Genomic DNA, 16,236 nt, shown 5'->3' with positions numbered 1-16,236 from the left:
AAATTAAACGTATGATAAGTATCAGAAAAAATATATGTATTGTTTTATCATTAATTGGACTAGGTCTCCAATCATGTGATAAATTAGATATGGCGCCAACAGATAGTATTGATCCAAGCAAAGCATTTCGAAATTTGGACGATGTGAATATGGGCGTTTTAGGAGCTTACGCTCCACTTTCAACAACTTTGTTGGAAGCAGGTGCAATTGTGTCAGATGAAGTTTTGTTGCCAACAGAAAATACAGTTTCAAATACTGCTTTACACCGTTGGATGTATAACTCTAGCTATGGATCTGTAACTTCTGCATGGAATGAATATTATGTTGTAATTGATCGTGTTAACCATGTCCTTGAAGCATTGCCAAATATTACGGTAACAGGAAATAATCAAATTTTAAAAAATCAATATGAGGCAGAACTTTTGGCTTTGCGGGCATACAGTCATTTTGAACTGTTGAGAGGATATGCTTCTTCGTATGATGCAGAGGGAATGGGGGTTCCGTATATGAAGGCAAGAGCATTAGGCTATCCAGCTCGACCAACTGTCAAATCCAATTATGAGGATATCAATGCAGATCTACAAGCTGCAAAAGATTTAATGCCAACATCTTTTACAGAGAATATACGAATTACTAAAACAGCTATATCTGCAATTCAGGCACGAGTTGCATTATATGCAAAGAATTGGCCAGATGCAATTAAGTATGCGTCTGAAGTAATCTCAGCAGAGCCTCTCGCACCTAAAAATGATTTTCCGAAAATTTGGGTAGACAACAGTAATTCAGAGGTTGTTTGGAAATTAGCTAGAGTGATCGGAGATTCTCGTCTTGGAGCTGCGTTTTATAGAGAAGCCGGTGGAATAGTTTTATATGCGCCATCTTCTAAATTAATTAATACCTTCAATAAGACAGATGATATTCGTTACGCTGCATATATTAAGGATGATCCTTCACGTGTTGGTCCTCCTCCAAGTATAAAATCACAATATTTGGTGAATAAATATATCGGTGGAAATACCACAAACCCAGGTTTGACAGATGTTAAGATTTTCCGTACAGGAGAAATGGTTCTGATCAGGGCAGAAGCTGAGGCCGAAAGTAATAGTGCTACAGGATTAACTAATGCTGCAAATGATCTTAATACATTACGTAGAGAGCGTATTCATAACTATGTGAATCAGACATTCTCATCGAAGCAGATTTTATTAGAAAATATTTACAACGAAAGATTTAAAGAATTGGCTTTTGAGGGACATCGTTTTTATGATTTAAAACGCTTAAAGCTTCCGGTGGAGCGATTAACCCAAGATGCGGCAAATACTTCTGGTGCTGTAAAATTAGAACCTACGGCGGCACAATACTGTTTCCCAATTCCAAATGACGAGATGGCTGTAAACAAAAACATGGTTCAAAATCCAAAATACGGAAAGGATTAACATGATAAAATTAGTAGGGATTATAGCATTGTTGTATGGATTTACTAGTTGTGGTAATAAGGAACTACCGAATCCATTTGACCCCAATGCACCCAAACCAACTTCACCATTAGCACGTCCGTCATCGTTAGGTATATTAGGAGACACTACTGATGTAAAGACAATTACTAAAGGAGGTGTGGTCATCATGGGAGGCGGTACCGATGTTGATGCAGCTTTCAAGTGGATGATCGACCGTAGTGGAGGTGGTGACGTAGTTATTATCCGTGCAACTGGAACAAATGCATACAACGATTATGTAAATCGTCTAGGTAAAGTGAATTCAGTGGAGACGCTAAAAATTGATTCGCGCAAATTGGCCGATGATGATCGTGTTGCTGGTATCATTAGAAATGCGGAGATGCTCTTTATTGCAGGAGGCGATCAGGCTGATTATGTGGGCTATTGGAAGGGCACAAAAGTTATGCAAGCGATTAATTATCTACTTGCTGATAAAAAAGTACCTGTTGGAGGAACAAGTGCGGGGGCAGCCATTCTGGGTAATTATTATTTCGGAGCTGATCGCGGAGGAGTAGATTCTGAGGAAGCGCTAAGTAATCCTTATAATACAAAGGTGTCTTTGGGAAAAGATGATTTTCTTAAAGCACCATTTATGAGTAACATTATTACAGATCAGCATTTCGCACAGCGAAATAGAGAGGGCAGATTGACCGTATTTCTTTCTAGAATATTGAAAGATTGGGGAAAGGCAGCTAATGCGATTGCGGTAGATGAACGTACCGCAGTATGTATTGATGAAAACGGAGTCGCTGAAGTTTTTGGGTCTAACAATGCTTTTTTTGTTAAATCAGATATTACGAAACAGCCAGAATCGGTTTTGAGCGGTGTTCCACTAACTTGGGATCATTCCGGAAAAGCATTACAAGTATTTTCTGTTTCAGGTACAGAAAGCAATAATAAATTTAATATGAATACATTCCAACCTCAAAGTTCATCCTTATATAAAAGTGCTTGGTGGTCCGTGGTTGCGGGTGGTTGGAAATCGGTTCACTAAACGATTATATATATGAAAGGTATTTTAAAATATGTGATTATAGGTTTTATAATTCAATCATTTTATGGTTGTAATTCTAAAACTAACGAGAGCGAAAATGATAATAAAATCGTTTTGGTAATTCATGGTGGTGCTGGAACGATAGAAAAGAAGCATATGACTCCTGAAAAAGAGAGATTGTATCATGAAGCATTGACAATGGCACTGCAAAAAGGTTATGATGAGATAAAATCAGGGAAAGAAGCATTAGATGCAGTTCAAGCAGCAGTTAATGTCTTAGAAGATTCTCCATTATTTAATGCAGGTAAGGGAGCAGTATTCACAAATGAAGGTAAAAATGAATTGGATGCTTCAATAATGGATGGCGCTACTTTGAGGGCCGGTGCTGTTGCTGGTGTATCAACACTAAAAAATCCAATTAATGCAGCACGTGCTGTGATGGAGAAATCTGAGCATGTGATGATGGTAGGCAAAGGTGCAGAACTCTTTGCGTTATCTCAGGGCTGTGATACGGTATCTCCTTCTTATTTTTACACCAAGGAACGTTGGGAACAATTAGAACGTACAAAAAAGGAGGAGGAAGAGGGCAGAGCTGCTTACAACTTTAATCCTCGTGAAAGTATGATTGCAGGGGTAACGAGCGAAGATAAAAAATTCGGAACTGTAGGAGCTGTCGCTTTAGATCAGAAAGGGAACTTAGCTGCAGGAACATCCACTGGAGGTATGACAAATAAGCGCTATGGCCGTGTAGGCGATTCTCCAATAATTGGTGCAGGTACTTATTGTAATAATGCTACTGCAGGGATATCTTGTACAGGTTGGGGGGAATTTTATATACGAGAAGTGGCTGCACATCGTGTTTCTAACCTAATTGAATTAAAAGGATTATCAGTGGTTGATGCGACCAAACAGGTAATTGGAGAAATTGGGAAACTTGGTGGAGACGGAGGTATTATTTCTTTAGATAAAAATGGAAAAGTAGCGATGGAGTTCAATACTTCGGGAATGTACCGCGGTACTGTGGATGAAAAGGGTAATATATCAATTTACATTTATAAATAATCGAATGGCAAGAGTAAGTATAACTGGATTTTTATTGCCTATCCTGATAATGTTTATGTCTTTAGCTCATGCCCAGAAGGGTAAATTATTCATTATCGGCGGTGGAGAAAGATCCTCAGCTTTAATAGCAGATTTAGTGAAAACATCAGAATTACGTTCGACGGATTATATAGTAATATTGCCAATGGCTACAAGTGTACCTGAAGAATCTATTGCATATATCAGTGAACAGATTTCCGAATTCTCTAATAATAAGATTGTAAGTTTCAATTTTTCTAAAGAACAAGCCAATAACAATACAAATTGGATCGATTCCGTGAAAAATGCCCGATTGATTTATGTAACGGGTGGCGATCAAAATAAATTTATGGAGATAGTTCGCGATTCTAAATTATATGAAGCTATGCATGAGGCCTATCGTGATGGTGCGACCATTTCTGGTACAAGTGCTGGAGCCGCAATCATGTCCAAAGTCATGATTACTGGTTCACAAAAGCAAGACTCAAAAAGTGATTCATTCCGTGAAATAAAAGCAGATTATGTAGAGGTTTCCTCTGGAATGGGATTTTTGAAAAATGTAATTATTGATCAACATTTTATAATTCGTAGCCGATATAATAGATTGCTAAGTGTGTTATATGATCATTCTGATAAAACAGTTGTTGGGATTGATGAGGGTACAGCATTAGTAGTTTCTAAAAATAAGGCCCGCATCAGTGGTGATAGCCAGGTACTCGTGGTGAACAATCCTAAAAACAAAAAAAATATGCCTAATGGAAAAGTCTCTTTTCAGCAAGCAAACTTATCGATTTACGTCCACGGACAAGAATTTAAATTAAAAAACTAATTATTTAACATATAACTATGAAAAGGTTTTTACTACTAGCTGGATGTATTATCAACATAATGTTGATAGGTTCGTGTTCCGGTGAAAAATATAATTTCGACGATTTGCCTCGAGCAGTGAAAAGTTACTTCACAATATCGAACGTTGAGCTTAATATAAATGAAGCTATTTTATTCAAGAACGAGTCTGAAGATGCGACAACCTATCTTTGGGATTTTGGTGACGGTACGACTTCATCCGAAGCAAATCCTTCCAAAATATATACAGTACCAGGTATGTATACGGTTAAGCTAAAGGCTATTGGCGATGGAGGGACTGGTAATTATTCACAGGATATTGCTGTTATTGATCCTAATGCGGTCATAGAAACGGATAATGAGTTATATTTTATAGAATATAATTCTGATCTTATCAGAAAACTATCCTTAATTCCAGGTTCTAATGTTGAGACCGTGGCTAATATGTCAGGAAAAGGTGGTCATGGAATGACTTATGATCATGTAAGCAATAAGATCTATTTTTGTGATTTTGAAAATACCAACAACGGTAAGATTTTGCGTATGAATCTAGACGGAACTAACATTGAAGAGGTGTTAACAGGTTTAGGATCTCCTTATGGGGTAGCGATCAATTATGCAGAAGGTAAAATGTACATTGCAGATGGTGCAAACGTTTCAAGAGCTAATCTCGATGGAACCGGCTTTGAAAAGCAATTTGTAAATATCTCAGGTGGTGCTATGCGCGCTGTTGGATTCAGTACAAAAACTAACCTTATTTATTTTTATGAAGTCAATGATGAATACATGTATGTAGCAAAACCTGATGGTACAGGGGTCGAGCAGTTAATTGAAGGAGCGTACGGATATGGCTTGTATATTGATGATGTGAATGAAAAAATCTATTATGATGATCGTAATAATGCGGGATTAATGCGCGCTAATTTGGATGGTACTAATCCCGTGAAAATTGCTTCCTTTTCTGGAAATCGAGGCGGTTCTGGGATGGCAGTTGATCATGATGAAAATAAAATTTATTGGTCAGAGACAAATTTAAACAATATCAAAAGAGCTAATTTGGATGGTACAGAACCTGAAACTGTTCGCTCAGGACTTAGTAATCCTAGAGGAATGTTTATAAAACATTAGAATATAGCTAAAGAAAATAAAGAGCCAATCATTTGATTGGCTCTTTGAGTTTATAAGAGTTGTGCAATAATAATATCGCAAGTAAATTGGTAATCCTTTTCTATTCCGTATTTTTGCATCGATGAATAAAATAATCCTTAATAAAGGCAAAGATAAAGCCGCTTGGCAATTACACCCTTGGGTGTTTTCGGGTGCTATTCAGCAAAAAGTCGGTAAGATCAAAAGTGGTGAAGTCGTAGCGGTTTATAATTTTGACGATGAATTTATAGCTTACGGCGTATATAATAATGGTTCTCGTGTGGCCGTTCGTTTATTGGAGTGGAATCCTGCAAACGAAATCAACGAGAATTGGTGGCGTCTAAGAGTGCAAAAAGCTGTAAATAATAGAAAACATTTATTGAAAGCTGACAATGATACGGTTCGTTTGATTTTTGCGGAAGCGGATTTCTTACCTGGATTAATTGCGGATAAATATGCGGATTTTATTTCTATTCAGGTGCATGCTGCTGGTGTAGAGCAGGTAAAATCAATTATCGTGGATGAATTGGTGAATCTTCTTTCGCCTAAGGGAATCTATGAGCGTAGTGATTTAAAATCACGTGAACATGAAGGTTTGCCAGATACTAACGGATTATTGTGGGGAGAAAATCCACCTGAATTCGTGGATATCGTTGAAAATGGAATCCATTACAAGGTAAATATTGTGGATGGTCAAAAATCAGGATTCTACTGTGATCAACGTGAAAATCGTTATTTAACAGCTCAATATGTCAAAGGAAAACGGGTGTTGGATTGCTTTTGTTACTCTGGAGGATTTACACTGAATGCATTTCGAGAAGGTGCAAATGAAGTGGTTTCCGTGGATAGTTCCGCTCTAGCGATTGAGACATTGAAAAGTAATGTGATTCATAATAAGTTTGATGCATCAAAGCATACAGCAATTCAATCGGATGTGAATAAGTATTTACGTTCTTTAGGCGAACAAGGAGAGAAATTTGATGTGATTGTGTTGGACCCACCCAAGTACGCACCTTCACGTTCCACATTGGAAAAAGCTTCTCGTGCTTACAAAGATTTGAACCGAAGAGGTTTGTTATTGTTAGAGTCTGGGGGATTGCTAGCGACGTTCTCGTGTTCTGGTGCGATGGATATTGATACCTTCAAGCAAGTGATTGCTTGGGCGGCGTTAGATGCAGGGAAGGAAATACAGTTTATAAGACAATTTACGCAACCCGAAGATCATCCCGTACGGGCTTCTTTTCCAGAAGGAGAGTACCTCAAAGGATTATTGGTTCGCGTTTTATAAGATTTTGGCTTTCTGAAAAGGAAGCCATTTTACTAACTATTTATGCAAAATACATCGTCATCAAGACCTATATTTTCTATTTTATTTGCAGTCAGCTTTGCACATTTATTGAATGATTTGATTCAAGGGGTGTTGCCCGCAGTATATCCATTATTGAAAGATGAACATCACTTGGATTATGGGCAAATTGGAATGATTACGTTTGTTTATCAAATGTCTGCATCGATATTTCAGCCTGTAGTAGGTGCATATACCGATAAGCGTTCACATCCCTATTCACAAATGTTGTCCATGAGTATTCTCATTGTTGGGATGTTAATGTTTGCAAACGCCTACAGTTATCCAATGATTCTTTTTTCTGTTTTTATGGTTGGAATAGCCTCGTCCATATTCCATCCTGAATCGTCAAGAATAGCTTTTATAGCTTCATCAGGACAACGCAGTTTGGCGCAATCCATATTTCAGATCGGAGGAAATGGCGGAATGGCTTTAGCTCCTATTGCAGTTGCTTACATTGTTTTACCTAGAGGTCAATGGGCTTTGATGTGGTTATTGGTCGTTCCGATAATAGGTCAATTTGTGGCATTTTACATTGGGACTTGGTACAAGAAAAGATTAATTCGACAAGCAGGTACATCTAAAAAAGTTGTAAAAGTGCCAGACTTACCTAAAATCAAAATAGTCATATCAGTGATAGTTTTATTGTTGCTTATTCTTTCAAAATATTTTTATGTATCGAGTATTACGAATTTCCTACAGTTTTATGCGATTGAAAAATTTGGAATAACTGATGTAAAAGCTCAGGTGTTTCTTTTTTATTTTCTGATAGCTATTGCTGTTGGTACGATGTTAGGGGGAATTTTTGGTGACCGTTTTGGTCGCAAGTATGTGATTTGGTTTTCGGTATTGGGCGCAGCTCCTTTTACATTAGCGCTTCCTTATGTTGGATTGACCATGACAGCCGTATTTATTGTCATTATTGGGCTTATTTTGTCTTCTGCTTTTCCTGCTATTATTGTGTATGCTCAGGAATTGTTGCCTAAGAAATTAGGAATGGTTTCGGGATTATTCTACGGTTTTGCGTTTGGAATGGCGGGTATAGGTTCGGCATTATTGGGATATTTAGCTGATAAAACTTCAATAGAACATATTTACCATATATGTTCGTATTTGCCTTTGATCGGGGTGATTGCCGCGTTGTTGCCGAATTTGCAGCGAATAAATTATGTAGAAGAATCATAAAATAAAATAGCGCTTTCAAAAAAGAAAGCGCTATTTTATTTTACCATCTAATCAAAGCGGAGCCCCAAGTAAATCCTGCGCCGAAAGCAGCTAAACAGACAATATCTCCATCTTTAATTTTGCCTGCTTCCCAGGCTTCACATAATGCGATAGGGACAGAGGCTGCAGTTGTATTTCCATACTTTTGGATATTGTTGAATACTTTATCATCGGATAAGCCTAATGTTTTTTGTACAAATTGTGAAATACGCAAATTGGCTTGATGCGGTATTAACAAATCGATATCTGCAGGAGTTAAATTATTCTTGGCTAACGCCTCACCAATGACTTCAGGAAATTTAGCTACTGCTTTTTTGAATACAGCTTGACCATCCATTACAGGAAAAGCTGTGCCATCTTCCAACATTTTGGGTGTCATTAATAATCCACCCAATTCTTGATCCGGCCATTCGGGCTGTTCTTCTAGCCAAATTCCGCTCGATGCCCCTGGGTAATACATGGCTAATTTCTCCGCGTCCGCTCCATCCGAATGAAGATGCGTACTTAATATTCCTTTATTAGGCTCTGTTGTTGGCTGAACGACTACAGCACCTGCACCATCCCCAAAAATTACGGAAACAGCACGGCCTCGTGTAGAAAAGTCCAATGCAAATGAATGTTTTTCAGACCCCACAACCAGTACATTTTTATACATCCCAGTTTTTACAAATTGATCGGCAATGGATAAAGCGTATACAAAGCCCGAACATTGGTTGCGAATATCCAAAGCACCAATTTCTCCCATACCCATTTCGCGTTGCAACAATACAGCACAGCCAGGGAAATAATAATCAGGAGATAAGGTAGCAAAAACAATAAAGTCAATGTCTTTTGCTGTCACCCCAGCACGTTCTATGGCTATTTTAGAAGCTTCGATAGCCATAGTAGTGGTCGTTTCACCAATTCTATCAGCATATCTACGTTCTTTAATACCTGTTCGTTCTTGAATCCATTCATCGCTGGTCTCCATGAAGCGTGTTAAATCGTTGTTTGTATATATATTTTTGGGAACGTAATAGCCTATACCAGCAATCTTTGATTGATACATAATAAGTTTAATTTTTTATAATTAGTTATCGCAAAAGCGTGTTAAAAATACAGTTTTTTTTGAAAAATAAGCTACTTTTGTAGCATGAGTGTTGAGACCACACAAGAGACCTATACCCTAGAGGAAATTTTGGCATCTGTCAAAGAAAGCCACCGACTTATCCTATGGAATGATGAAATCAATACGTTTGATCATGTTATTTATTGTTTGATGCATCATCTGCAATATACCGAAGGAGAAGCAGAGCGTATTGCCTGGAAAGTACACAATGAAGGTAAATGTGCTATTCTAGAAGGTTCCTTTACAGAAATGGAAATATACCGCAAAATCCTAAAAGCCGAAGGTCTTACCGTTTCTGTCGAATAAGTTACTGCTTGGTAATATTGCAGTTACGAATGTTGATGTTGAATTAATAATCTACATTTTTGTAGGCACAAATTCAATAAACAACATGTATTTGAAAAGAATCTATCTATTATTGCTGTTACTACCATTTTATACAATCGCACAACAGGGCAACCTAAAAGTTCAAGTAGTTCAACAAGAAAATAAGCAACCTATCCTGGGAGCGTCAGTTACTGTCGTAACCAACACTTCAAAAGCTCCGATCAAGGGCCGTCAAACAGATAGCAAAGGTATTGCTCTCATTGAGTCGATTCCATCTGGCACGTACAGTTTACAGGTAACCTATGTGGGTATGCTCAATCATGAGCAAGCTGATATCCTAATTTCCGACAACAAAACACTAGACTTAGCAATCGTAGAATTGAAAGAAGCGGGGAAGCAACTTGAAGAAGTGCTAGTACAAGGTCGCACAGCAGATTTGCAGCTGGGTATTGACAAAAAAATATTCGATGTATCGCAAAGCCTTGTATCCGTAGGCGGTACAGCTCAAGATGTTTTGGGAAATGTTCCTACGCTTCAGGTGGATGCTGATGGTTCGGTTAGTTTACGTGGATCTTCTAGTGTGAAGATTTTAATCGATGGCAAAGAATCGGCGATGGCAGGTTCGGATGTGAATAAACTATTACAATCCTTACCAGCAGATGCAGTCTCTAAAGTCGAAATTATCACCAACCCTTCTGCTAAGTATGATGCGGAAGGACAGACGGGGATTATTAATATCGTGTTGAAGAAAAATATTCGCACAGGGCTAAATGGAAATATTAATGTTTCTGGTGGTAGTTATGATAATTACAGCGCTGGTATAACCTTAAATTATAGGGACAATAAGTTTAATTATTTTGGGAATTACAACTTCCGACATGGACGAAATTTAGGTGATGATTTTACCAAAACTATTAGTCTTATTAATGGGGTGCAAGATCCTAACGGTTTGACGACAGAAACTACAAACGAATCTTTTCGAAAAGGAATTAATAATTCTGTTCGTCTGGGGATGGATTATTATGCAACAGATAAAACGACTTTAAGCCTTGCTGGAAATATCAGTATACGCGATAATAATAGAGGGGAAGATTTATTTTATAAATCTTATCGTGGTCAATCAACACCAATAGTTACGCCTAGAACATCTCGTCAACAGGAAGATGATTTTGGGTATGATCTGATGTTTGATTTTAAACGAATATTGAAACGAGAAGGAGAAGAGATTACCGCAAACGTTACATATGGCAATGATAAAGAGGATGGAACGAATGATTATATTCAAGAAAATCCAACTTTTATCAGCAAACGATTCAATGAAACAGGCGAAAAAGGGCAGAACTGGAACTTTCAGTTGGATTACCTTTTGCCTTTAGGCGAAAACCATAAGTTCGAAGCGGGCTATCGTACCATTTTAAGATCATCAAATGATTTTCAGTTTTCGGATACATTAAAAAATGAGGCTTGGGTACCAGATTATGCTGTGTCGAATGAATTTGAAATGAAAAGTGGTGTGCATGCTTTGTATGCTAATTATCAACGGATGTTGGGCGAAAAAATAGGTCTACAAGTTGGTTTACGTGCCGAAGATGCATTTTTAAATACCGAGAATAAAAGCATTGACCCAGATAGAGTTGCCAATGGAGATCATCTTGCGAAAGGGAATTTGGATTACTTCAGAATATATCCCAGTGCCTTCTTGACGTATGAGGTCAATGAAGAAGGTGATAAAGTGCAGATGTCTTATTCCAGACGTGTTCAACGTCCACGCGGATGGCAGGTGAATCCATTTGTCAGCTTGTCTGACCCACTTAATATTTGGCAAGGAAATCCAAATTTGATGCCTGAGGACATTCATTCGATGGAATTAAGTTTTGCAAAATTCTATAGTAAATGGAATTTCATTACTACGGCCTATTTCCGTCGTGTGAATGATATGACACAGCCGATTCAATTTGATGAAAATGACCCTATTGCAGCTGAATATTTAGCAGGGAAAGAAAATGCGACCTTCTCTCGTTGGGAAAATGTAGGATCTCGTAATAATGCAGGTTTAGAATTGATTTCCAAAGTCAATCTATTTAACTGGTGGGATGCTACAGCGAATGTCAATGTGTTTTATCAACGTGTTAACCCGAATACGCAATATAATATCAACCAAGTAGAGAATGTGGCTTGGAATGCAAACTTAACAACGAATGTTAAATTCACATCAAAAACTTCTTTACAAGTAAAAGGAGATTACCGTGCGCCAATGAAGACCTTACAGGGTAAAATGAAAGAAATGTACGCTGCTGATGTGGCTTTGAAGCAAGATGTTCTAAAGGGTAAAGGAACGTTGATGTTTAATGTCCGAGACGTATTCAATACAAGAAGATTTGGAGGTGAAACGTATTTACCGACACGATATTCTGATTTTCAGCACCGTTGGTCTAGACGAACTTTTAATATTTCTTTATCTTATCGGTTTGGTGTTCAAGACTTTATGAAGTCTAAGCGAAGTGACGATCAGATGGAAGATGCAGGGGAGGGCGGAGGTTATTAATACCTGTATGAATAATATTACATGGAATTAAAGACTTATTTTTCTAAATTTAGTTGATTCAAATTATAAACTATGATAAAGCACATATTACAATCTACTTTAGCACTATCGTTGATATTTTCATCAGCATGTGCTCAAAGTAAAAACACAGCTGAGACAGTGAAAGAACAACCAGGAGTTGAAGAATTGAAACTGCCAAGGGTAGATCTTAATTCCTTAAAGAAAAATAAAAAGGGAGCTTATATATTGTTTGATGGTAGTTCATTAAATGGATGGAGAGGTTACAACAAAGAAAATGTTCCAAGTAAATGGATAATTGAAGATGGGGCTTTGAAGTTTTCAAAGAACCCTGGCGTTGCGAATCCTGAAGGTGGCGACATTGTTTTTGCTTATGATTTCAAAAATTTTGAATTAGAGTTTGAGTGGAAAATTTCGGAAGCTGGTAATTCTGGAGTATTCGTTCTTGCAAAAGAAATAAAAGGACAACCCATTTATATATCTAGTCCTGAATATCAAATTTTGGATAATGAAAAGCATCCGGATGCCAAAATGGGCGTGGACGGAAATAGAAAGTCTGCTTCATTGTACGATATGATTCCTGCGAAGCCTCAAAATGCTAAGCCCGTAGGTGAGTGGAATAGTTCTAAAATAGTGGTAAAAGGAAATACGGTACAACATTATCAAAATGGTGTGAAAGTAGTGGAATATACTATCCGTACGAAAGAATGGACAGATTTATTGCAAGCTAGCAAGTTCAGCAAAGAAAAATGGCCTGTAGCATTCGAGTTATTGAATAATGTTGGTGGTGCTACCAAATCAGGATTAATTGGTTTCCAAGATCATGGTGATGATGTGTGGTACCGTAATATTACAGTGAAAGTATTAAAATAATGAAATTAAATACTAAAATTTTTAGAGAGAGCATTTTGTGCTCTCTTTTTTGTTTGATCAGTTTGTCTGTAGCTATAGCTCAAACTAAAAAATATTTCAATCCTTTAGATCAAGCGGCAGTGCAAGGTCGTTTACAATTATTAAACACGGTGAAAGATTACGGTCGTTTACCTGTTGATGCAAAATCAAAAGTTAGAAAACCCGTTTGGTATTTAGGTACTAATTCCGCTGGTTTGTATGTAGAATTCGAAACCAATGCGGACACAATTCAAGTTCGCTATAAAGTAAAAGGTGTTCTGAATATGCCGCATATGCCTTCTATTGGAGTTAGTGGGGTGGATTTGTATTCTTTTGATAAGGTAGCTAAAGAATGGCAATGGGCTTTTGGTCAATATAGTTTTAAAGATACAATTACATACAATTTCAATAATATTGGTGTAAATACAAATCATACTTATCGACTGTATTTGCCTCTTTATAATTCTGTAGAATGGCTAGAAATCGGCGTTGGGAATGCAAAAGACTTTAAATTTGTGAAAAATAATACGAAGCCAATTATCGTCTACGGTACATCTATTGCACAGGGAGCCTGTGCCACCAGACCTGGTTTAGCGTGGACAAATATTGTGGGGCGCCACTTTTCTAATGAAATAATAAATTTAGCCTTTTCTGGAAATGGAAGATTTGAAAAACCTCTTTTGGATCTTATTAATACTGAAGATGCTGCCGCCGTCATATTAGATTGTATTCCGAATTTGGCTATTACGAAAGACCGTTCTGAAGTTCAACTGGATTCTATAATTAGGAGTGCTGTGCAGTCCATTCGCAAATTACATACTTTAGTGCCGATTATCTTAGCGGAACATAGTTCTGCCTATACACCAGGTTTTCAGAATATTCATACAATGGAAGAATATGGGAGATCTTCAAAAGTAATTTTTGCTACCTATAAAAAATTAAAAAAGGAGGGGCTTCAAAACCTATATTTTGTTTCAGCTAAGGATTTTGGATTAGATATTGAATCTACCGTGGATTATGCACATCCTAATGATTTGGGAATGATGAAAATTGCAAAGGCATATAATGAAGTTTTGCGAACTTTTCTGAAATGATGTATAAAAAAAATAGGTTTGTAATCATTTTTTAAAAGATGATTACAAACCTATTTTTAAAATTTTCAATTATTCTTGAATTCTTATACCATATATCCTGCCTTCTACATCAGTAATTGTCCAACGCGTAGAAGAGAATACCAGTGTATTAATGCCATTAGGTATTAATGCCATTAGGTATTAATCTAGCTAAAGGGTTAATTGTTACATCAGGTCTGATAAACAACTCTCTCAAATTCTCAGACATACGTTTTCTACCAAATAATCTTACATTACCAAACTGATCAATTGTCAATCTAACTACTGGAATTTCTTCACGTGGACGAGTTGCTGAGCCTTCATTAATTCTATATATTACAGATATTCTTGGATTGCTGCTCGGAATATCTCGGCTGCCATAATATGTCAAATCACTAAAATAAACATCGTGCAACGGGAATCCTTCAAAGTTAAGTTCTCTACTAAATAAATTTTGTCCATTAATATTTAAATTAAATGAATTATCTAAATTCCAAATGTCGATTTGTGCTCCAAAAGTAGGATTTTCCAGTTCTAAGGTATGGGTAAATGGGACATTTGTTGTTACTGAATCAACGAAATGGAAATAAGGATTAGCGCCAATCAATGTGGTTTCAGGAACATTAAATGTTAATACTAAATTATATTTAACACCAGGCATCAAATTTAAATCACTGATTTCTACGTGTCGTGTCACATCTCCAATGGTAAGAGCCTCTATTGTGAATTTTCCATTAGTAATAGAGGTTGGCGTATTCAAAATTGTAGGCTTTAAACTTGCGATAGTTTTAACATTTAAATCATTAAATGGTATAAAAGGAAAGTTTACAGGAGATCCTTGTGGACTTAAATTAACACCAGTAATATTACTGTTGCTCACTTTGAATTTCGTTGTAGAATAGCTTGGTTGAAAGTAAGAAGCACCCCCAGCTCCTCTGATTTGTGTATAAACGGAGGTTTCAGTATCTAGTTTAATTATAGTATTTATTTGTGCAAATTGATGTCTAAATTTGAATTTAATTGTATTTGTGCTATTATGTGCTACCGTTATATCCTGCTTCTGAAACATAAATTCTACTTGACCATTGGTAATTTCAGCTGTATTTATATTTTGAGAATTTTCAATCTCAGCAGGATATTCTGTTTTCGAATTAATAGAATAAGCCACGATAACATATTCATTGCCACCATAAACCATTAATGGTCCTTGTGTGCTTTCCTGTCCTCTAATATAATTTTTAGAAGTAGCTAATGCACCTGTTGCTTTGTTATACGCATATACACGATAGTGTATGTTTTTTTCGACTTCCTTAGTTTTTGTCTCAGTTTGTTTTGAGATACCATTTAGGGAAGTCTTCAAATTATTACTGCTATTAGAAACGGGCTCTAAGACAGCTGTACAGGTAAAACCATTTTTATTCGAACCAGAAAGTGAAACTAGATTATTATTTACATGTACTGATGCATTCTTTTTATCACCTAAGTCTTCTTCCTGAAATTGTATATCCACCATCTCGACGTGGATAGCGGCGTAACCTTCAGGAATTTCTACAGGAGGAATTTGATCTACGGATGTCTTTGAACATGAAATTGCCAGACAGGCGCATCCAATTAAGATTAGTAGATATTTTTTTATGAGAATTTTTGTCCTTTTCATATTTCTAATATTTACCATTGAATTTTTCTTTCATCATCAGGGAGTTCTTCCCATTCTTGTAGGTAATCCGAATCTTTAATACTCGGTTGAATAAGTGATGAAGTATTACAAAGACTGTTTTCTATATCAATAATAGTTACCGAATATCCCGGAGGAATATAGTTCTTTTTCATGTTGTGTGTGTTTTAGTTAGTGCTGAGTTTCAGAAAGCGTTCTGATACCTTGAAACAAAGGTGTGATTTTTAATTAAAATTAATCAAATTGATTTAAATAAAATATTAATAATTGTAGCGTATATTTATTGTGTTTTGTAAATAAAATATTTCTATTAGTTTAATTTTCAATTTATGTGAATGTTATAATATTTATTTATAATATTATTTTTTATTGCGTTTTAATAATTCGCTTGTTTTAAAATAAAAAAGGAGCACATTTTAGAGAGGGCAC

Annotated in this window: 14 protein-coding genes; 11 read left to right on the top strand and 3 right to left on the bottom strand. The window is 36.6% G+C overall.

What is annotated here, in order from left to right; genetic code table 11:
* The first annotated feature begins 11 nt into the window (after positions 1-11).
* From G5B32_RS11600 to G5B32_RS11570, 7 genes are all read left to right on the top strand, one after another.
* Positions 12-1,436: a RagB/SusD family nutrient uptake outer membrane protein gene (locus G5B32_RS11600; RefSeq protein ID WP_165291696.1), complete on the top strand. Its 1,425-nt coding sequence runs from the start codon at positions 12-14 to the stop codon at positions 1,434-1,436.
* A gap of 1 nt (position 1,437) precedes the next feature.
* A complete protein-coding gene (locus G5B32_RS11595; RefSeq protein WP_165291695.1) occupies positions 1,438-2,490 on the top strand; it encodes a cyanophycinase in 1,053 nt (350 codons plus the stop codon).
* A 12-nt stretch (positions 2,491-2,502) separates the two neighbouring features.
* Positions 2,503-3,552 carry an isoaspartyl peptidase/L-asparaginase family protein gene (locus G5B32_RS11590; protein WP_165291694.1) on the top strand — a complete coding sequence of 350 codons (1,050 nt, stop codon included), beginning with the start codon at positions 2,503-2,505 and terminating at the stop codon, positions 3,550-3,552.
* A 4-nt stretch (positions 3,553-3,556) separates the two neighbouring features.
* Positions 3,557-4,399, top strand: coding sequence for a cyanophycinase (locus tag G5B32_RS11585; RefSeq protein ID WP_165291693.1), 843 nt, complete (start codon positions 3,557-3,559; stop codon positions 4,397-4,399).
* Between the two features lie 17 nt (positions 4,400-4,416).
* Complete coding sequence (locus G5B32_RS11580; protein ID WP_165291692.1) at positions 4,417-5,544, top strand: PKD domain-containing protein; 1,128 nt, start codon at positions 4,417-4,419, stop codon at positions 5,542-5,544.
* Positions 5,545-5,665: 121 nt separating this feature from the next.
* Complete coding sequence (locus tag G5B32_RS11575) at positions 5,666-6,850, top strand: class I SAM-dependent rRNA methyltransferase (protein ID WP_165291691.1); 1,185 nt, start codon at positions 5,666-5,668, stop codon at positions 6,848-6,850.
* 42 nt (positions 6,851-6,892) lie between these two features.
* Positions 6,893-8,092: an MFS transporter gene (locus G5B32_RS11570; RefSeq protein WP_165291690.1), complete on the top strand. Its 1,200-nt coding sequence runs from the start codon at positions 6,893-6,895 to the stop codon at positions 8,090-8,092.
* A 40-nt stretch (positions 8,093-8,132) separates the two neighbouring features.
* On the opposite strand, the gene G5B32_RS11565 is transcribed toward G5B32_RS11570, so the two are convergent.
* Positions 8,133-9,179 (bottom strand): 3-oxoacyl-ACP synthase III family protein, encoded by a 1,047-nt coding sequence (locus tag G5B32_RS11565; RefSeq protein WP_165291689.1) that lies wholly within the window; start codon positions 9,177-9,179, stop codon positions 8,133-8,135.
* An 84-nt stretch (positions 9,180-9,263) separates the two neighbouring features.
* Here G5B32_RS11565 and G5B32_RS11560 point away from each other — a divergent pair, with 84 nt between their 5' ends.
* The 4 genes from G5B32_RS11560 (at position 9,264) to G5B32_RS11545 (ending at position 14,114) form a co-directional block, all read left to right on the top strand.
* Positions 9,264-9,545, top strand: coding sequence for an ATP-dependent Clp protease adaptor ClpS (locus G5B32_RS11560; protein WP_165291688.1), 282 nt, complete (start codon positions 9,264-9,266; stop codon positions 9,543-9,545).
* Between the two features lie 85 nt (positions 9,546-9,630).
* Positions 9,631-12,111: an outer membrane beta-barrel family protein gene (locus G5B32_RS11555; RefSeq protein ID WP_206366883.1), complete on the top strand. Its 2,481-nt coding sequence runs from the start codon at positions 9,631-9,633 to the stop codon at positions 12,109-12,111.
* 72 nt (positions 12,112-12,183) lie between these two features.
* A complete protein-coding gene (locus tag G5B32_RS11550) occupies positions 12,184-13,002 on the top strand; it encodes a DUF1080 domain-containing protein (RefSeq protein ID WP_165291686.1) in 819 nt (272 codons plus the stop codon).
* 62 nt (positions 13,003-13,064) lie between these two features.
* Positions 13,065-14,114 (top strand): SGNH/GDSL hydrolase family protein, encoded by a 1,050-nt coding sequence (locus tag G5B32_RS11545; protein WP_206366882.1) that lies wholly within the window; start codon positions 13,065-13,067, stop codon positions 14,112-14,114.
* A gap of 157 nt (positions 14,115-14,271) precedes the next feature.
* On the opposite strand, the gene G5B32_RS11540 is transcribed toward G5B32_RS11545, so the two are convergent.
* Both G5B32_RS11540 and G5B32_RS11535 read right to left on the bottom strand, forming a co-directional pair.
* The gene (locus tag G5B32_RS11540; RefSeq protein WP_165291684.1) at positions 14,272-15,789 is read right to left on the bottom strand and encodes a fimbrillin family protein; all 1,518 of its coding nucleotides are present in this window, start codon (positions 15,787-15,789) and stop codon (positions 14,272-14,274) included.
* An 11-nt stretch (positions 15,790-15,800) separates the two neighbouring features.
* On the bottom strand, positions 15,801-15,962 hold the full coding sequence (locus G5B32_RS11535; protein ID WP_165291683.1) for a hypothetical protein: 162 nt from the start codon (positions 15,960-15,962) through the stop codon (positions 15,801-15,803).
* Between the last annotated feature and the right edge of the window lie 274 nt (positions 15,963-16,236).

It is taken from the genome of Sphingobacterium sp. SGL-16, from assembly GCF_011043515.1.
In the GTDB taxonomy this organism is placed as follows: Bacteria; Bacteroidota; Bacteroidia; order Sphingobacteriales; family Sphingobacteriaceae; genus Sphingobacterium; species Sphingobacterium litopenaei.
Note: the sequence above shows the minus strand (reverse complement) of the source record. Positions and strands in the feature narration are given on the sequence as shown.